At 59.9% G+C, this 17,441-nt stretch carries 16 protein-coding genes; 7 read left to right on the top strand and 9 right to left on the bottom strand.

What is annotated here, in order from left to right:
• Positions 1-227: 227 nt before the first annotated feature.
• Positions 228-2,645 (top strand): bifunctional diguanylate cyclase/phosphodiesterase, encoded by a 2,418-nt coding sequence (locus AB8B02_RS16965; protein WP_439064522.1) that lies wholly within the window; start codon positions 228-230, stop codon positions 2,643-2,645.
• 10 nt (positions 2,646-2,655) lie between these two features.
• Here the strand turns inward: AB8B02_RS16965 and AB8B02_RS16960 are convergent, their stop codons facing one another.
• Entirely contained in the window at positions 2,656-3,117 is a 462-nt protein-coding gene (locus AB8B02_RS16960) for an Lrp/AsnC family transcriptional regulator (RefSeq protein WP_175366591.1), read from the bottom strand.
• 152 nt (positions 3,118-3,269) lie between these two features.
• Between AB8B02_RS16960 and AB8B02_RS16955 the strand changes: the two genes are divergently transcribed.
• Positions 3,270-5,654, top strand: a complete 2,385-nt coding sequence (locus AB8B02_RS16955) for a transketolase (RefSeq protein WP_439064521.1) — start codon at positions 3,270-3,272, stop codon at positions 5,652-5,654.
• Between the two features lie 213 nt (positions 5,655-5,867).
• Here AB8B02_RS16955 and AB8B02_RS16950 read toward each other — a convergent pair whose 3' ends face one another.
• Positions 5,868-6,104: an Lrp/AsnC ligand binding domain-containing protein gene (locus AB8B02_RS16950; RefSeq protein ID WP_068735543.1), complete on the bottom strand. Its 237-nt coding sequence runs from the start codon at positions 6,102-6,104 to the stop codon at positions 5,868-5,870.
• Positions 6,105-6,257: 153 nt separating this feature from the next.
• Between AB8B02_RS16950 and thiD the strand changes: the two genes are divergently transcribed.
• Positions 6,258-7,058, top strand: coding sequence for a bifunctional hydroxymethylpyrimidine kinase/phosphomethylpyrimidine kinase (gene thiD / locus AB8B02_RS16945; RefSeq protein WP_439064520.1), 801 nt, complete (start codon positions 6,258-6,260; stop codon positions 7,056-7,058).
• Between the two features lie 113 nt (positions 7,059-7,171).
• Here the strand turns inward: thiD and AB8B02_RS16940 are convergent, their stop codons facing one another.
• The 3 genes from AB8B02_RS16940 to AB8B02_RS16930 form a co-directional block, all read right to left on the bottom strand.
• On the bottom strand, positions 7,172-7,591 hold the full coding sequence (locus AB8B02_RS16940) for a DUF6647 family protein (RefSeq protein ID WP_439064519.1): 420 nt from the start codon (positions 7,589-7,591) through the stop codon (positions 7,172-7,174).
• Positions 7,592-7,659: 68 nt separating this feature from the next.
• Positions 7,660-7,812: a hypothetical protein gene (locus tag AB8B02_RS16935; protein WP_439064518.1), complete on the bottom strand. Its 153-nt coding sequence runs from the start codon at positions 7,810-7,812 to the stop codon at positions 7,660-7,662.
• Between the two features lie 58 nt (positions 7,813-7,870).
• Positions 7,871-8,230, bottom strand: a complete 360-nt coding sequence (locus AB8B02_RS16930; protein ID WP_439064517.1) for a hypothetical protein — start codon at positions 8,228-8,230, stop codon at positions 7,871-7,873.
• A gap of 753 nt (positions 8,231-8,983) precedes the next feature.
• On the opposite strand from AB8B02_RS16930, the gene AB8B02_RS16925 reads away from it, so the two are divergent.
• Positions 8,984-10,966 carry a BTAD domain-containing putative transcriptional regulator gene (locus AB8B02_RS16925; RefSeq protein WP_439064516.1) on the top strand — a complete coding sequence of 661 codons (1,983 nt, stop codon included), beginning with the start codon at positions 8,984-8,986 and terminating at the stop codon, positions 10,964-10,966.
• Between the two features lie 3 nt (positions 10,967-10,969).
• Here the strand turns inward: AB8B02_RS16925 and AB8B02_RS16920 are convergent, their stop codons facing one another.
• The 4 genes from AB8B02_RS16920 to AB8B02_RS16905 all read right to left on the bottom strand — a co-directional run bounded on the left by AB8B02_RS16920 (position 10,970) and on the right by AB8B02_RS16905 (position 14,526).
• Complete coding sequence (locus AB8B02_RS16920; protein WP_439064515.1) at positions 10,970-11,437, bottom strand: MAPEG family protein; 468 nt, start codon at positions 11,435-11,437, stop codon at positions 10,970-10,972.
• 135 nt (positions 11,438-11,572) lie between these two features.
• On the bottom strand, positions 11,573-12,523 hold the full coding sequence (locus tag AB8B02_RS16915; RefSeq protein ID WP_439064514.1) for a hypothetical protein: 951 nt from the start codon (positions 12,521-12,523) through the stop codon (positions 11,573-11,575).
• A 335-nt stretch (positions 12,524-12,858) separates the two neighbouring features.
• Positions 12,859-13,083 carry a DUF1127 domain-containing protein gene (locus AB8B02_RS16910; RefSeq protein ID WP_141137110.1) on the bottom strand — a complete coding sequence of 75 codons (225 nt, stop codon included), beginning with the start codon at positions 13,081-13,083 and terminating at the stop codon, positions 12,859-12,861.
• 369 nt (positions 13,084-13,452) lie between these two features.
• Positions 13,453-14,526 (bottom strand): acyltransferase family protein, encoded by a 1,074-nt coding sequence (locus tag AB8B02_RS16905; RefSeq protein ID WP_439064513.1) that lies wholly within the window; start codon positions 14,524-14,526, stop codon positions 13,453-13,455.
• Positions 14,527-14,829: 303 nt separating this feature from the next.
• Here AB8B02_RS16905 and AB8B02_RS16900 point away from each other — a divergent pair, with 303 nt between their 5' ends.
• From AB8B02_RS16900 to AB8B02_RS16890, 3 genes are read left to right on the top strand one after another with little or no spacing between them, the layout of a single operon-like run.
• Positions 14,830-15,489 carry a class I SAM-dependent methyltransferase gene (locus tag AB8B02_RS16900; protein ID WP_439064512.1) on the top strand — a complete coding sequence of 220 codons (660 nt, stop codon included), beginning with the start codon at positions 14,830-14,832 and terminating at the stop codon, positions 15,487-15,489.
• 56 nt (positions 15,490-15,545) lie between these two features.
• Positions 15,546-16,343: a UDP-2,3-diacylglucosamine diphosphatase gene (locus tag AB8B02_RS16895; RefSeq protein ID WP_374725715.1), complete on the top strand. Its 798-nt coding sequence runs from the start codon at positions 15,546-15,548 to the stop codon at positions 16,341-16,343.
• Positions 16,344-16,357: 14 nt separating this feature from the next.
• On the top strand, positions 16,358-17,407 hold the full coding sequence (locus AB8B02_RS16890) for a glycosyltransferase family 4 protein (protein WP_439064511.1): 1,050 nt from the start codon (positions 16,358-16,360) through the stop codon (positions 17,405-17,407).
• The last annotated feature ends 34 nt before the right edge of the window (positions 17,408-17,441 follow it).

Here is a 17,441-nt window from a genome sequence, read left to right as displayed (position 1 = left end):
AGGTCGTCCCCATTGCTCGATTTTCCCCTGAGCCACGGCGCTTGCGGTGGGTACATCCGAATGTGTTGCATATTTTTCCGCAAACATGGACGATGATACCCGGCATATTTCGGGCTTTATCGCGGCTTAAGAATAACAGCTCTTCTGTGCAATTTTTCCGTGAGTTTTAAACATTCCGAACGTTGCACGCGCTATGCTTCGATATCTCGTCATATGTTGGTATCTTTATGCTACGAGTCTGGAATTGCATCGAGTTGCAGCATGACTGGCGGCAGATCCTGCTGGCGGCAGCGGTGTGTTTTCTCTCCAGCCTTGCTGCCGTCAACCTGTTCACGCGTGCGCGCACCGCATTGCCCGACACGCGCCTTGCGTGGTTGATTACCGCAGGCGCGGTCACCGGATTCGGCACATGGGCGACGCATTTCATCGCGATGCTCGCATACACGCCTGGTTTCGAACTCCATTACGATCTTATCATCACCGCCTGTTCGCTCGTCGCCTCTGCAGTGATGACCACGGCCGGATTCGCCATCGCGCTGTTTAATCGAACCAAACGGAACGCGCTGGCCGGCGGCGCGGTGATCGGCCTCGGCATCGCCTGCATGCACTATATGGGCATGGCGTCGCTGCGCATCCCCGCCATCATCCAGTGGATGCCGGACCTCGTGACGGCGTCGGTCGTCGGCGGCATGGTGATTGCCGCCTTGGCGATCCTCATCGCCCAGACAGCCGACCGGCCCGGCAAGCTGCTCGTTGCCGCACTGCTTCTGACGCTCGCGATCTGTGTACATCACTTCGTTGCCATGGGCGCGATCGATCTGACCTACAATGCCGCAGCCGCTGAGACCCAAAGTCTGCTGTCGCCGATCGAACTGTCGCTGGCCATTGCGGCCTTCACCGCCGCCGTGGTGATCGCGGGCCTCGTCGTTGCCGTAACAGATCAGCGCACCCGCCGCAGCATGAGCAAGCGCAATCTGCAGCTCGATGCGGCGCTCAACAATATGGAGCAGGGCCTGTGCATGTATAGCGCCGATGGTCTGCTCGAATTGTGGAACGAAAGCTACATGCGCATGTACAATATCGCGCCGGCGAAAATGTTCGCCGGCGCGACCGAGGATCAGGTGCTGGCAATTCGCGCGGCAGCTGGCACGCTGTTCGTCGATATGGATAGTTATGAGATGAAGATGCGGACGGCGCTCGCGGATCGCGTGCCGAGCAGCCAGACCGCCGAGCTGCCGGATGGACGCGCCATCAATGTGCGCTACCGGCCGATGAAGAATGGCGGCTGGGTCGCGACCCATGCCGACATCACCGACCGCAAACTCAGCGAAGCGCGGATCGTGCATCTCGCGCGGCACGATCCGATCACCGATCTGCCCAATCGTGTTGCTTTCAACGAACATCTGGCCCGCGTCTTCAAAGAGGCCTCGGCGGGACACGGCTCGTTTGCGATCGCGCGGATCGATATAGACCGCTTCAGAGAGACAAATGACGTATACGGCCAGGCCACTGGAGACGCCGTACTGGCCGAGCTGGCGAAGCGGCTGGCGCAAGCCTGCAACGGTGCATTTCTGGCACGGCCGAGTGGCGATATCTTCTCGATCGTGTCTCATCTCGGCGCGGAGCCGCAAACAGCGGAAGATCTCTGTGCGCGATTGTCGGGCATTCTCGATAATACGTTTCAGATCGACGGCCAGCACGTCAATGTTCGCTGTAGTATCGGCATCTCCGTCTATCCGCAGGACGGCCAGGATATCGAAGCTCTCATTGCGCATGCGGATCTGGCGCTCGACCGCGCCAAGGCCGAGGAACGCGGCACCATCCGCTTCTTCGAGGCTGCGATGGATCAGCACATCCGCGAGAAGCGACTGCTGCAACGTGATCTCGTGGTGGCGGTCGAGAACAAGCAATTCCAACTCTATTTTCAGCCGCAGGCGACCACCGAGGGCGCTGTCGTCGCCTTCGAGGTTCTGCTGCGCTGGCGGCATCCCGAGCGCGGCATCATCTCGCCGACGGTGTTCATTCCGCTAGCGGAGGAGAGCGGTCTGATAGGCGCCATCGACGAGTGGGTGGCGCGCGAGGCCTGTCGCGAGGCGGCGACCTGGGTCAATCCGCTGTCGATTGCCATTAACCTGTCGCCGGTCAATTTTCAGCGCGGCGATGTGCCCGGGATGCTCGCCGCCGTTCTGGCGGAAACCGGTCTATGCCCGAAGCGTGTCGAGATCGAGATCACCGAAGGCGTGCTGATTGACGATTTTGCTGGTGCCATCGCAATCCTGCACGCCGTCAAGGAACTGGGCGTTCGCGTCGCCATGGATGATTTCGGTACGGGGTATTCGAGCTTGAGCTATTTGCAGGCTTTCCCCTTCGACAAGATCAAGATCGACCAGACCTTCGTAGCCAATCTCGAGGACAATCCGCAGTCAGCGGCTATTGTTCACGCTATCATCGGGCTCGGCCGCTCGTTGAAGCTCCCGGTGATCGCCGAGGGCGTCGAGACCGTCGCCCAAATGTCGTTTCTTGCGAGCGAAGGCTGTGCGGAAATCCAGGGTTTCCTGATCGGCCGCCCGCAGCCGATTGCGCACTACCAGAGCGTCGTCAGCGCCCCGGGTGGTACCGCCGCCACGGTGAAGCTGGCCAGCTAGCTCTGGGCCCTCACACCGGCAGTGCGATCGAATACTTCACCTGGCTGAGGGCGAAGCTGGATTCGATCGAGGCGATGCCGTCGAGCCGCGTCAGCTTGTTCTTCAGGAATGCCTCATAGGACGACAGATCCGCCGCGACGACGCGCAAGAGATAGTCGCGGTTGCCGGTCATCAGATAGCATTCCAGCACTTCCTCCCATTTCGAGATCGCTTTCGCAAAACGGTTGAGGTCTTCCTCCTTCTGCCTGACAAGCTTGATGGAGATGAAGACACTTACTGGGAGCCCGATCGATTTTTGATCGACCAGCGCCATGTAGCGGGTGATGACGCCGCGCTCTTCCAGCAATTTCACCCTGCGATGGCACGGCGAGATCGAGAGCCCGACCTTCTCGGCGAGCTCCTGCATGGTGATGCGGCTGTCGATCTGCAGCGCGGCGAGAATCTTGCGGTCGATTGCGTCGAGGGCTGACATTGGGAAAATTCCATGAAATTGGAGCCAGAACAATTCGTTTATCCCAAGATTGCCGTGGTTGTCGCGATGAATTGAGAAAATCCCGCAAGGGCGCCTGCTAGAATGGCGACCTCATCACGAATCAGCGCAGCTGGCCGACGCGGGAGCCCACCATGCCGATCGATCATCATCGCCTGCAGACCCTGACCGCCTTGGCGCGCAAGGTGCTCTGGCTCTCGTCATGGACCATCCATAACGCCAACCACATCCGCCCCAATACCGACGGCCTCAAGGTTGGCGGCCATCAGGCGTCATCCGCCTCGCTGGCGACGATCATGTCGGCGCTGTATTTCGCCGTGCTGAAGCCGGAAGACCGCGTCGCGGTGAAGCCGCATGCGAGTCCGGTGTTCCACGCCATCCAGTATCTGTTCGGCAACCAGACGCGCGAGAAGCTCGAGAACTTCCGCGGCTTCAAGGGGGCGCAAAGCTATCCGTCGCGCACCAAGGATATCGACGATGTCGATTTCTCCACCGGCTCGGTCGGCCTCGGCGTCGCGCAGACGCTGTTCTCGTCGCTGGTGCAGGACTACGTCTCGGCTCACGGCTGGATGAAGGACCGCCGCGAAGGCCGCATGATCGCGCTGGTCGGCGATGCCGAGATGGACGAGGGCAATATCTTCGAAGCTTTGCTTGAAGGCTGGAAGCACGGGCTGCGCAACACCTGGTGGATCGTCGACTACAACCGCCAGAGCCTCGACGCCGTGGTGCGCGAGGGGCTGTGGGAGAAGTTCGAATCCATGTTCCGCAACTTTGGCTGGGACGTGGTGATCGTGAAGTATGGCCGGCTAATGCAGACGGCTTTTGCCGAGCCCGGCGGCGCGGCGCTGAAGACCTGGATCGACAACTGTCCGAACCAGATCTATTCGGCTTTGTGTTTCCAGGGTGGCGCAGCGTTCCGCAAGCGGCTCAACGACGAGATCGGCGATCAGGGTCCGGTGTCGCGCCTGATCGAGGCGCGCAGCGACGAGGAACTGCTGGCACTGATGTCCAATTTGGGCGGCCACGACATGGCCAGCATGGTCGAGGCTTTCGAAGCCATCGATCACGATCGTCCGGTCTGCTTCATCGCCTATACGATCAAGGGCATCGGCCTGCCGTTCCAGGGCCACAAGGACAACCATGCGGGCCTGATGACGCCGACGCAAATGGAGACCTGGCGCGCGGCGCAGAACATTCGGCCCGGCCATGAATGGGACAGATATGAAGGCCTGACGCAGGAGGCTTTGATGCTCGATGCGTTCCTCAAGGATGTGCCTTTCGTGCAGCAGGGCACGCGGCGCCTGGGCGCTGACGTGATCGATGTTCCCGCGCATCTGTCGTTCAAGCCATCGCCGGAAATGTCGACGCAGCAGGGTTTCGGCCTCGTCCTGCATGAGCTGGCACGCGGCGATACCGAACTGGCGTCGCGCATCGTCACCGCGTCGCCCGATGTCACCGTGTCCACCAATCTCGGCGCCTGGGTCAATCGCCGCGGGCTGTTCGCGCGTGCCGAGAAGGCCGATCACTTCCGCAGCGAGAAGATTCCGTCCACCTTCAACTGGGACTTTTCGCCGAAGGGCCAGCATCTCGAACTCGGCATCGCCGAGGCGAACCTGTTCATCCTGATGTCGGCCCTGGGCCTGTCGAGCAGCATCAACGGCGTCCGTCTGCTGCCGGTCGCGACGCTGTACGATCCCTTCATCGAGCGTGGTCTCGATCAGCTCAACTATGCCTGTTATCAGGATGCCCGTTTCATGGTGGCGGCGACGCCGTCGGGCATCACGCTTGCGCCAGAAGGCGGTGCTCATCAGTCGATCGCGACGCCGCTGATCGGCATGGCGCAAGACGGGCTCGCATCATTCGAGCCGGCTTTCGTCGATGAGCTCGCCGTCATCATGGGGTGGGGCTTCCAGCACATGCAGCGCGACGCGGGCACTGATGACAGCGGTCAGCGTGCCGGCGGCTCGGTCTATCTGCGGCTCTCCACGCGCACCATCGAGCAGCCGCAGCGCATGATGACGCCGGAGCTGCAGCAGGGCATCACTGACGGCGCCTACTGGCTGCGCAAGCCCGGCGCCAATTGCGATCTGGTGATCGCCTATACCGGCACGCTGGCGCCGGAAGCGATCGAGGCAACGGGACTGCTTGGCGACAGCCATCGCGACATCGGCCTGCTGGCGATCACCTCAGCCGACCGTCTCCATGCCGGCTGGACGTCAGCGCGGAAAATCCGCCGCGACCGGCGTAACCCGCAGCATCTGAGCCACATCGAGAAGCTGCTGCAGCCGCTGCCGCGCGATTGCGGCATCGTCACCGTGCTCGATGGTCATCCCGCGACTTTGGGCTGGATTGGCAGCGTGTGCGGTCATCGTATGGAAGCGCTGGGTGTCGAGCAATTCGGCCAGACCGGCACGATCGGTGACCTCTATCGCCACCACGGCATCGACGCGAATGCAATCGTCGACGCGGCGGAGGAGCTGAGCGGGGTGCCCGTGCTGCATCGGAAGATGGCCGTGTAGGTCTCTTAACCTCTCCCCGCTTGCGGGGAGAGGTCGCCGCGTCTTCGCGGCGGGTGAGGGGCATGGCACGGCCTCATCACATACGCATTATTTTCGGATCGGATTCGGTGCGACTTGTGAGATGGCAAATGGATGTGACCGCGTGCCTCGCCCTCACCCCACCCCTCTCCCCGCGCAGAGCGGGGAGAGGGAGCGCGTCTACAGCGCTCCGCCTCAAAACGCCTTGAACGTGATGATCGTGTGGGTGTCCTGAATGCCCGGGATGGTCTGCACCTTCTCGTTCACGAAATGGCCGATGTCGGTGGCGTTATCGACGTAGAACTTCACCAGCAGGTCGTAATGCCCAGCGGTGGAATAGATCTCCGAGGCGATTTCGGCTTCGGCCAGCGCGTTGGCGACGGCGTAGGACTGGCCAAGCTTACACTTGAACTGGACAAAGAAGGGGACCATCGGGATTCTCCGGAAACGGGCGATTTTAGAGATCATCAAGCCCAAAACAGGGTGCGGCGCAAGCCGCCAGCATGTCGCCGCCTTGCTGGTTCACGACTGGCGGGGTAGGACTGGTATGGCTGCTTATCCCTTGATCTCGTGCGAGTTTTTCCGATGCCCACACCCGTTGCGCTGACCATTGCCGGTTCGGATTCCTCGGGCGGCGCCGGCATCCAGGCCGACCTCAAGACCTTCGCGGCGCTGGGCGTCTATGGCGCGTCGGTGATCGCAGCGCTGACCGCGCAGAACACCAAGGGCGTCACCGGCATCCATCAGGTGCCTGCGGAGTTCGTGAGCGAGCAGATCAATGCCGTGTTCGTCGATCTCGCGGTCGGCGCGGTGAAGATCGGCATGGTCGCGCAGCGCGATGTGATCGAGGCCATCGCCGCGGGCCTTGCGACATGGCAGCCGAAACATGTGGTGCTCGATCCCGTGATGGTGGCGACTTCAGGCGATCGTCTGCTGGCGCCGGAGGCCATCGCCGCGCTGCGCAGTACACTGATCCCGCGGGCGCAGATTATCACGCCGAACCTGCCAGAGGCCGCCGCGCTGCTCGACGAGCCGATGGCAGAGGGCGATGCGGCTATCGAGGCGCAGGGCAAGCGTCTGCTCAAGCTCGGCTGCAAGGCTGTGCTGATCAAGGGCGGCCATGGGACCGGTCCGGAGAGCACCGACTATTTTATCACCGCAGACCGCGCCATCGCATTGCCTGCAGAGCGCGTGTCCACGAAGAATACGCACGGTACCGGCTGCACGCTGTCATCAGCGATCGCGGCGGGCCTCGCCAAGGGGCAGGACATGGAAGCCGCCGTGCGTGCGGCGAAAGCCTATGTCACGGCTGCGATCGCTGCGGCGGATCGTTTTACGGTCGGTCACGGCCACGGCCCGGTGCACCACTTCCACGCATTCTATTAGGCGTATCAAGATCGGCTCAAACCAACCTCGGCGCGCTCCAATCGCCTGAGCATCGGCTCGCGCACGAGCCCGTTGCATCTCATGGCCTATGACGAAGGAACGTCGCGTGCCGCTTACGAACCGTCGCGGCAGACGCTCACCATGTAGATTGTGAGCTCATTCGTGCCGATGAGGCTGTAGGGATCCTCGACCCCCTGTTCGCGTAGCCATTTCATCTGAAGATCATAGGCCTGGCGTTCGTGGGCTGCCACACACGGAGCTTCGACGTTGTTGGCCCGTTGCACGTGATGCACGAGTTCGTGCAGCAGCGCGCTCTTCTGCCGCAAATTGACCGGTTGCCATTCGTGGGGCAGGTAGATCGCGCCTTCTTCGCGGCTGTAGAGCGCTTGAAATTCGAGCCCGCTATTTTCCGGCGCACCACTTAGCACAGCCATTTCTGCTGACGTCGCGAAATGGATTGGCGGGTGAGCCGGAGGGGCGAAGCCGGTTTGGGCGATGATCCATGCGATATAAGTGGCGATCAGGGCGTTCACGTAGTGACCTCATGCGGATATGACCTGCGGGGAATTGAACGCTTCGGTTTGCGCAATCGTGGCGAGGATCAGAAAAGGCCCGAGCTCAAATCCAGGCCGTAAGTGAGCGAGAGCACGAACACCAGAATTCCGGCTCCGCAGAAAAACAGAAAATGCTTGAGCACATCGAATCCGGTGATCGAACGAAGAGCGCGGGACATCGCGCTCGCGATTTCAGTCATGTCAGCCTCACGATCGTTGCCGCCGATTGATGATTGATGCCGTCTTCGCCTGCCGCGATCAGTCGCCCCAGGCTGCTATATTCACAGGGCGACTGTGCTCGGGCGCCGCCCGTGCCAGGAGGACGCCGCCAATCACGTGCACAATGCCGAAGCCGATAAGGATCAGGATGATCAGGTGCGTCTCGCTCAGTCGTCTCACGTTTCTTTTCCTTTCACTGTTCTGTATCTGACGAACGCGCATTTTCGCGTCTGGCGATGGAATGGGCTTGCCAGGATTGGTTTCGACGCGGTCGGAGATGAGATGCTGGTAGCGATGAATGATGTTGATTGCCTGCCGGCGACGGGATTCATGAAGTGCGCCGACGATCATCGAAGCCCCCACAGGTGCTGGAGATGGCGCCGGAAAGTCGGTCTTCATCACTCTTTTCCTGATACTTCACGGGATGATGCAGGTGAGCTTGCTGACCGCTCGGCCCGCCTGACACCCTTGAAATTTGCATTGAAACTTCGCTGTGCTTGCTGGCATTGGCAGTGATGCTACCGCGGCGTTGGCTTTGTTCGCCTACGGTAGCGGCAAGCTCGACATGTGGTATGTGACGAAATCATCGGAAGCGAGGTCAGGCTGATCGGCTTGGGGCCTTTGGCTCGTTGCAGCCAAAGCAATCAACAAAATCGAGCCATAGAACGCGATCACTCCAGTTCTCCATCTCGCGACGACTCGTCGTTCGTCTTCGGTTGAGAGAAAGGCATACGATCGCGCTCGTAGTTGCGCGGTATTGGTCAATGCGACCTCCTGCTTGATGGCTACTTCGAAATCGAACCGAGATCAGTCGCCTCCGAAAAGGAGGGGTGAGACGGGAGGCGTGGTGTGCGAAGCCGCCCTAGCTTTCGGAGCGGCCAGGGAAGTCAGCGCCACATCAACTCCGGCGAGGATCACGGTCAGGGTAACGACGACTGCAATGATGTGACGCGTGCGCATGACGGCTTCCGGGTGAAGTTGCTCTGCGCCGAATGCCATTCGCATCTCGTCGCATTTTGACTTGAACCCGCCGCCGTCTCACCGGCGTTAGTCAGCCGTCATCGCTGCGTTAATACTGCTCGCAAAGTTGCCAATCTGAGTTAAATGTATATTCAGGGGACGCATTTGTTCAAAACTTGGAAGTAGCCGACAGTGTGCCCAAAATTTAATCTTTCGCTTTTGGGACGCGTCGTGCTCACCGGGCCGAACGGCGTGGTCGGCTTGCCAAACAAGAAGCTCTCGGGATTGCTTGCTTATCTGGCTTGCACGGCACCGGAGCCTCAGCCGCGCGAAAAACTGTCGACCCTGTTCTGGGGGTCTTATTTCGACGCGCAAGCAAGGCAGAACCTCCGTCAGTCACTGTTCAAGCTACGTCAAATTCTGGGTCGGGATGCTCTCAAGAGCGATGGCGAGTTCGTATCGCTGAATACGACGGTGATCCTGTGCGATATCAGCCGGTTCGAGGCCTTGGTGCGGGAGGGCGGCCGTGATGCGCTGGGTGAGGCAGCGCATCTCTATCGAGGGCGCTTCGTCGATGACATCGGTGTTACCGAAGAAGGCTGGAGCGATTGGCTGGCTGGCGAACGCCAGCGATTTCAGGAGCTGGCTCTGACTGCGATGGTCGGGCTCGGCGAAAAAGAACTGGTCGCCGGTCGCGCCGATCACGCATTGAAGGCCGGGCACCGTGCCAGCGCACTGAACAACATGCGTGAGGATGCGCACCGGCTGATCATGCAAGCTCTGTCTGCAACTGGGCGTAAAGCTGAAGCGCTCAAATACTATCAAGAGGTCGTTGGGCTTCTGAAGCGAGAGCTCAATACAGAGCCGGACGAGGCAACCAGAGCGCTCGTTGCTGAACTACGCAGAGCCCAGATACTGATCGAATCGGTGGCTGTCAGCGAGATCGAGATATCGACTCCGCTTACGCCTGCTCTGATGATGGTCATGGATCAACCATCCATCGTAGTTCTGCCGTTTCGGAACATGAGCGACGACCCAGAGCAGGAATACTTCGCTGACGGTGTCACCGAGGACATCATCACCGCTTTGTCGCGCTTTCGCGAATTCGTGGTCATCGCACGCGGATCGAGCTTCGCCTTCAAGGATAGAAGGCTGACCAGCCGGCAAATCGCGCAACAACTCGGTGTTCAATACGTCCTGAGCGGCAACATCCGCAAAGCGGGCAACCGCATTCGTGTATCGGCCGAACTGACCCATGCCCGCGATGAGGTTCAGGTCTGGTCTGATCGCTACGATCGCGCCATCGTCGATGTTTTCGATCTGCAGGATGACATCAGCGCGAGCGTCGCAGCAGTGATTGATCCGGCCGTGCGGAGCGCCGAGGTCGAGCGCGCAAGGCGCAAGCCGCTCTCTGATCTTTCGGCTTACGACATCTACCTGCGAGCGCTTCCCCATCTATGGAACGGAACCCGTGACGGGATCACGAGGGCGATCGTATTGTTGCGACAGTCTCTCAACCGCGATCAGCTGCGCCCAGCCACGCTGGCGTCCCTTGCCTGGGCACTTGTCATGGCGTCGCCTCTGGGGGCCGCAGCGTTGCCGGAAACGTTGGTCGAAGCCCTCGTCTTGGCGCGCCGCGCCGTCGAGCAAGATGGCGCAGATGCTTTCGCCCATGCGGTCTATGGCTTCACATTGTTTGGTCCGGTCGGCAACAACGATCAGGGGCGCATCCACTGCAAGGAAGCTGTGCGCCTCAATCCCAGCTCCGCCTTCGCCTGGGGCATTCTTGGAATGATCGACAGCATGGGGGGCGACTATGAGCATGCTGTCACATGCCTTCACCGGTCGATCGCCCTCAGCCCCTACGACAATATGCTCCACTTTTGGATGACGGGCCTGGCTGCATCATGCTTTGCGCTCGGACGCCCTGAGGATGGTGTCTTGTGGGCGCGCAACTCGATCCAGCAGAATCCGGCCAACGGTACGGGCCATCGCATGCTGGTAGCCAATCTTGTAGCCGCCAGGCGATTGGAAGAGGCCCGCGACGTGACGCGCCAGCGCGATGCCGTGCAAAAGACAACTATAACAGAGCTTCGTGCCATGCGATTTTTCAAGCGGGACGACGATCTTGAACGTTACCTATCGGCCCAGCGCGAAGCCGGCGTTACGGCTTGAACTTCACGCGCCGACTGCAGATATCAACGTCCGGACGGTCATGAAGATCAGGATGAGCGAGCCCACAGTCCAGAAGGTCGCGCGTATCTCATGAATCTGTCCGGTGAGATAGGCGATGAAGTGAAGCAGACGTGAGGCGACGTAACCGTATAGCAGCCATTGGGCGAGCAGCAGGGACGGTTGCGTGAGAATGTAGAGCAAACCCGCGAACAGGAAGTAGGGCAGGCTCTCGAGGTCGTTCATTTGGATCCGGCGAATCCGCTCGACGCGCTCGTTGGGCAAGAGTTGCGCCGGGTCGGGCGCGGGGTTCATCGGCGTCTTCTTGATATCCTCGGGTGAACGGTAGCCGCCCTTGACGTCGACCATACGGACTACAGTCAGCCACGACATCGCCACAGCCTTGAGGATCGTCAGGCTCGCAGCAATGACGTAGGTGGCGAATAGCGGATCGTTCAGAGTGAGTTTGTCCAATGTGCCGTCCCCCATAGGCCATAGATCGTATCTATGGCCCAGCGCGTTTCCCAGCGAAATACAATGTCTGTGTCTGTTTACGCGGGATTTGGCCCCCCGTACGAGTGCTGATCGGGGGCTGTCGCCTCTTGGTCATCAGTTTTGCGGGAGGAGACGGCTGAAGGAAGGTAGTTTGAGGCAAAGCTTGACGATGAGAGGGAGCGCGAGGACAGGGATGACGCACGCAGCGACATAACCCTCCGCGAGAGATGGCAGACCAAAGCTGGCCGCTGCCCACACGAGAGTGACATTACGGTTTCCGCTCACGAGGCCTATCGTTCCAGCGGTCTGTAACCCCATTCTCGCGAATGTCAAAATTGCGAGCGCGCACAGTCCAAAGTTGGAGACGACCGCCGCGGCGAGCATGACATCGAAACGTAGCGGATTGCTGATCCAGTGGGTCCGAATGCCCTGTGAGGTTGCCAGTCCGACGATGATGAGTCCGATAACGGCGACCCCGGTGGCAGCGTGTTGGTCGGGCAGAACGGGCATCAGATTCCGGTGAAACCGTATTGCCAGAAAGGCAACCAAGCCTGCAGCGCCGATGATGCTGAACAATCGGATAGCCAGCGCGCCCATGTCGAATTCAATTCCAAGTCCGAGCACTGTGGCAAAACATGGAATTGAAATCGGCGCGAGGAGGGTTAGTGCGATGGACACGAGTAAAGCGAGACGGGCCCGCAGACCAAGCATCCCAGCGATCGCGGCCGCGCTTCCGACCGGCGGCGCCAGGAGCGAAAGCAGAACACCGGCCCGCAGCGCAGGATCAAGCGGAAGGAAGGACAGTAGAGCGGCAGCGGCCAGAGGAAGCGCTAGGCCGACCCAGGCAATCACCAGGGCCATCAGAGGCAGACGAATCCTGGCTTCGGATGGTGCGAGACCGGCTGCGAGAAACGAGCCTAGTGTCAGCAGAAATGCCGAGAACGGCAAAAGATCGTAGCCGAAATGAGCGAGAGGTTGGATCAACAGCCCTGCACAAAGCGAGATCACCAAAAGCGCTGGTCCTTGTCCGCCAAGTGCGGACAATAGCCTGCCAACCATCTGCATGCGCGCCCCTTGCCTCGTTTACGTATTTGCCCTGGCGGGCCTCTCAAGTGCTCCGCGGAATGCGAAGCAATCGCGATCGCAATCATTGGAATTGCATCGGTCCGAAATCGGTAGCTATCTGGTAGAGACTCTTGCGACCCGAATGTGCGGCCGCAGGCCTCGCGTGGCACCCGTTGAAGCCTGTCGAAGTCTTAGTTGGGCGCTGCAGAGGTGCTGTTAAAAGAATGCGTGCAGTATGAGCGTTAGATCGTCCGATCAGTCGTTGTTGGAAAAGACGAATGTTATGCTCTTGGTCGAGCGCAGGTCCGCCGCAACAATCGGATTGTGATTTTGGACTAGCGGCGCTTTAGTAGCCAAGGCTCCCAGAAAAACCGTGACGCTTCGGCATGCGCTTCGTACAGGCCGATGCCGATATCGTGGAGAAAATCGGGGCGGTCTCTGATATCGGCGCGCAACTCTGCTCTGAAACGGGCTCGCTGTCGCCACGTGGCAGGCAGGCTGAAGATCGCGCCGAGACGCAGATGATCGTCGCCTGATACAAACTGTGCGTAAGCGCGCATGGTGGTGCTCCGATTTTGTGACCGGGATATCCCGGCACATCGCCGCGTGACATCCATTGAAGCCTGTCGACGTCGTCGCCGACGTCAGTCGGGCGTCAGAGCAGCGTTATTTTCGCTTAAGGCGCTGCCAAAAAGGCCGCCAGGCGTGTCGAACGCGGTCAGGAAGGGCTTCGTCTTGCGCATTCTGCGCGTCAGCACCGGATTCGCGATCCACGCGCTGTAGCGGCTCTGCGATCTAGCGACCCGTCTTGAAGCTTGATGCCGAAGCCAGAGAGACAATGTCCGCGAAACGCTTGCGCTCGGCTGCAAGGCTGTGCTGATCAGGGGCGGCCACGGGACCGGCCGGGTGCATCGTTTCTACCCGTTCTATTAAGTCGGTCGCACCGTTACGCGGCTGCTTAATGGGCCGCGCTCGCTCACCTTGCGTTGAATTCGGGCAAAGCGCTTTTGTCGCCAGCGATCGATCGGCTGATCGACAAGATGATAGATCAGTATCGACGTCGTCACGGTGAGGAATAGCGCGCCATAGGACGCTAGAAGCGTCTCCGGCAGCAATATCCATCCAAATAGAAAATGGCAGATATAGATTGGATAGGACAGCTCGCCGAGGTATCTGTCCCATCCTATGTTCTTGCTTAGCTCGAACAGTCTGGGAACTGCGACGATCACAATGGCGAGGAACGAGATCGACGGCAGCGTCTCGAATCCTTTCGACTTGTTGATCGTGAGGCAAACGAATATCAGCGCCGAAGCCAGTACGAGCAATCCATTCAGGCGCGCTCGCCTGCTGTCATCTCCGGATGCGTATACTTGGTAGCCTAGCGCTCCCGCGCAGAATAACGCCATCTCGGAAGGAAATACGCGATAGGACCACGGGTCTCCACTGAAGCCGAATAGCCATTGAACTCCCATCCGGAAGACAAGGCTTGCAGCGATAACTGAGGCAATCACGATCGGTCCTCGTCTCACCAGCAACGGCGCGAGTAGATAGAAGTAGATCTCCAGTGCCAGAGTCCATGCCTGCGGAATCGGGGCGAATGTGTAGAGCAGGTCGGGTACACCGGCCGGCTGCAAGGCGAGCGCCAGCCCACCATCTCGAACGACCAGAAAAAAATACGTCTCCTGACCAATGATCACTAATTGGGAGACGACGAAATATGCGGCGTCAAACGGGTCCAGAGACATCAGTTGCTTCCAGTGCCCGGTCACGACGAGGGAGAGAGTCAGCACGAGCAGGTATGCCGGAAACAGGCGCAGCAGGCGGTTGGAGATGAACAGCCGATAGGAACCGGGCGCGTATTTCTCGTTCAGCACCAGGGCCATATAGAACCCAGAAATAACAAAGAAGCTCTGTACGGCGATGTCGCTGGTGAGAATGCCGAAAGGCAGCCCGAAATGCGCGAATGCAACGGAAATCGCGAGGATGATTCTGAGCGTGCCCATCGTCGAATCCTGCGTGGAAAACCTTTAGTGGCTGTTAATGGATACGAATGGTTCTGCGGGTGGAATGTTTCTTAGCCATCGCCGTCAACGTCTTAGGGCCCTGGATGCGCCGAGGCACCCATAGCCTCATCCTTCGAGCCTCCCAGGAGCGAGCTTCTCAGGATGGGTGACACAGGGTGTGTCCGCAGCACTCAGATACTTGTTCCTGCGACACTCTGTCGTCGATCTGTCATCCCGGCTTGATATCAGCCGAACAGCAAACGGGTTGTCCGATTCTTTCGGACGCGCTGGACGGAAACTCCGATGACGACGCTGGATCTCGAAAAGTCCATTGTTGAAACGGCCTATGCGCGCTGGGCTCCGATCTATGATGCGGTGTGCGGTCCGGTGATGCTGAAGGGGCGCCGTGCGGCTGCGGAAGCAGCGCGTGCTGTGGGCGGCAAGGTGCTTGAAGTTGGTGTCGGCACTGGCCTGTCATTCGATGACTATGATGCGACAACCGAGATCACCGGTATCGATCTGAGCGCGCCCATGCTCGCCAAGGCGCGCGCCAAGATGGCGACCGGCCGCTATCCATGGGTGAAGGATGTCCAGGAGATGGACGCTCATGCGATGACCTTTGCCGACGCCAGTTTCGACTGCGTCGTGGCGCAGTTCGTTATTACGCTGGTCGAAAATCCCGAGCAGGTGCTGTCGGAATGCCACCGCGTGGTAAAGCCGGGCGGCCGCATCATTCTCGTCAATCATCTGTATTCGGAGACTGGCCTGGCAGCCGCCGTCGAGCGCTGGGCCGCCGTGAAGACCCGTTCCCTCGGTTTGCGCCCGGAATTCCCGTTCGCGCGGCTGCAGGCGTGGTCGCAAGCGAATGCTGAATCGATCCTCATCGAACGCCGCAAGGTGGCGCCGTTCGGCATCTACACATTGGTTACTTTTGAGCGAATCGCGGCGGCGCTGGCGGCGTAAATCGTCATCGCCGTGTCATGCAAATCAGTTAGCTGCTCGACATGGAAAGAGACGTGATGAGTGAAGGCAACGAAAAGCGCTTTCGCACCTTGTTTATCTCCGACGTCCACCTTGGTGCCCGCGGATCGCAGGCTGACCGGTTGCTGGACTTCCTCCGTACCCATGATGCCGATACCATCTATCTCGTTGGCGACATCGTCGATGGCTGGGCGCTGAAATCCGGCTGGCACTGGCCGCAGTCTCATAACGACTTCGTCCAGAAGATGCTGCGCAAGGTTCGCAAGGGCGCCAAGGTCGTTTACATTCCCGGCAATCACGACGAATTCCTGCGCAGCTATTACGGTACGCATTTCGGCGGTATCGAGGTCGTCGAGACTGCGACGCATGAAGGCGCTGACGGCAAGAAATATCTCGTCATCCATGGCGACATTTTCGACCTTGTGGTGCAGAACGCGCGCTGGCTCGCCCATCTCGGCGACAAGGCCTATGACTTCGCGATCCAGATGAATCGTCTGGTCAATGCGCTGCGTAAATTGTTCGGCTTCCCTTACTGGTCGCTGTCGAAATGGGCCAAGATGAAGGTGAAGAACGCCGTCAACTATATCGGCGCGTTCGAAGAGACGCTGGCCGGTGAGGCGCGGCGCCACGGCGCTGATGGCGTGATCTGCGGCCACATCCACTACGCGACGATCCGTGACGAGCACGGCATCCGCTACATGAATTGCGGCGACTGGGTCGAAAGCTGTACGGCGCTGGTCGAACACGAGGATGGCCGCTTCGAGATCATTACCTGGACCGATCCGGTCCGCCGCGGCATGCCGGTGCAGGCGCTCGCACCGGCCAAGGCGGCGTGAAGGATGGCGGCCTGATGCGCATTCTCGTCGCTACCGACGCCTGGCATCCCCAAGTCAACGGTGTCGTACGCACGCTGACAATGATGGCGGAGGCGGCCAAGGGCTTTGGTGTCGATGTGAGTTTTCTCACGCCGGAATCGTTTCGTACGGTCGGGCTGCCGAGCTACGCTGATTTGCGCGTTGCGATCCCGAGCCGCCGCAAGATTGCACAACTGATCGACGAGGCGAAGCCCGACAATATCCATATCGCCACCGAAGGCCCGATCGGATTTTCTGCGCGTGCTTATTGCCGCCGTCGCAACATTCCCTTCACCACCAGTTTCCACACGCGCTTTCCCGAATATATCTCGGCGCGTTTTCCGATTCCTGAATCCTGGGTCTGGGCCGGCCTGCGCCGCTTCCATGGCGCCAGCTCTGCCGTGATGGCGGCTACGCCGGCGCTAGCGAGCGAGCTACGTGACCGCGGCTTCCGCAATGTCGTGCTGTGGCCGCGCGGCGTCGATGCCAATCTGTTTCATCCGCGCCGTGTCGATCTCGGCAAACCGAAGCCGATTTTCCTCTCGGTCGGCCGCGTCGCCGTCGAGAAGAATCTCGAAGCCTTTCTCGATCTCGATCTGCCGGGCACCAAGGTCGTGGTCGGCGATGGTCCGGCGCGTGCGGCGTTCGAAGCGAAATACCCGGATGCACTGTTCATGGGCGGGCTGCAGGGCGAGGCTCTGGCAGTTGCCTATGCCTCGGCCGATGTCTTCGTGTTTCCAAGTAAGACCGACACCTATGGTCTCGTGCTGCTCGAGGCGCTGGCGAGCGGCGTGCCGGTGGCTGCGTTTCCGGTGACGGGTCCGAAAGATGTGATCGGCGCGTCGCCGGTCGGTGTGTTGTCGGATGACTTGCGGCAAGCCTGTCTCAAGGCGCTCGAGATCTCGCCGCAAGATTGTCTCAAGTTTGCTGCCGGTCACACCTGGGAAGCGTCGGCACGCGCTTTCGTCAACAATATCAGCCATGTGCGGGCCGAAATCGCTGCCCGTGCACCGTCCGCAGCGAAGCATCCGCGTTTCGCTGCCTGACATGCTCTTTGTATAGCTTGCCCGCCGGTTGTGC

The organism is Tardiphaga sp. 862_B3_N4_1, from assembly GCF_051811085.1.
GTDB lineage: Bacteria > Pseudomonadota > Alphaproteobacteria > Rhizobiales > Xanthobacteraceae > Tardiphaga > Tardiphaga robiniae.
This window is presented reverse-complemented; position numbering and strand designations above follow the sequence as displayed.

What these genes read in the sequence shown, in the direction of transcription:
- AB8B02_RS16965 (WP_439064522.1), top strand. Translation starts at nt 228, where the DNA reads ATGCTACGAGTCTGGAATTGCATCGAGTTGCAGCATGACTGGCGGCAG.
- AB8B02_RS16960 (WP_175366591.1), bottom strand. Translation starts at nt 3,117, where the DNA reads ATGTCAGCCCTCGACGCAATCGACCGCAAGATTCTCGCCGCGCTGCAG.
- AB8B02_RS16955 (WP_439064521.1), top strand. Translation starts at nt 3,270, where the DNA reads ATGCCGATCGATCATCATCGCCTGCAGACCCTGACCGCCTTGGCGCGC.
- AB8B02_RS16950 (WP_068735543.1), bottom strand. Translation starts at nt 6,104, where the DNA reads ATGGTCCCCTTCTTTGTCCAGTTCAAGTGTAAGCTTGGCCAGTCCTAC.
- thiD (WP_439064520.1), top strand. Translation starts at nt 6,258, where the DNA reads ATGCCCACACCCGTTGCGCTGACCATTGCCGGTTCGGATTCCTCGGGC.
- AB8B02_RS16935 (WP_439064518.1), bottom strand. Translation starts at nt 7,812, where the DNA reads ATGACTGAAATCGCGAGCGCGATGTCCCGCGCTCTTCGTTCGATCACC.
- AB8B02_RS16930 (WP_439064517.1), bottom strand. Translation starts at nt 8,230, where the DNA reads ATGAAGACCGACTTTCCGGCGCCATCTCCAGCACCTGTGGGGGCTTCG.
- AB8B02_RS16915 (WP_439064514.1), bottom strand. Translation starts at nt 12,523, where the DNA reads ATGCAGATGGTTGGCAGGCTATTGTCCGCACTTGGCGGACAAGGACCA.
- AB8B02_RS16910 (WP_141137110.1), bottom strand. Translation starts at nt 13,083, where the DNA reads ATGCGCGCTTACGCACAGTTTGTATCAGGCGACGATCATCTGCGTCTC.
- AB8B02_RS16905 (WP_439064513.1), bottom strand. Translation starts at nt 14,526, where the DNA reads ATGGGCACGCTCAGAATCATCCTCGCGATTTCCGTTGCATTCGCGCAT.
- AB8B02_RS16900 (WP_439064512.1), top strand. Translation starts at nt 14,830, where the DNA reads ATGACGACGCTGGATCTCGAAAAGTCCATTGTTGAAACGGCCTATGCG.
- AB8B02_RS16895 (WP_374725715.1), top strand. Translation starts at nt 15,546, where the DNA reads ATGAGTGAAGGCAACGAAAAGCGCTTTCGCACCTTGTTTATCTCCGAC.
- AB8B02_RS16890 (WP_439064511.1), top strand. Translation starts at nt 16,358, where the DNA reads ATGCGCATTCTCGTCGCTACCGACGCCTGGCATCCCCAAGTCAACGGT.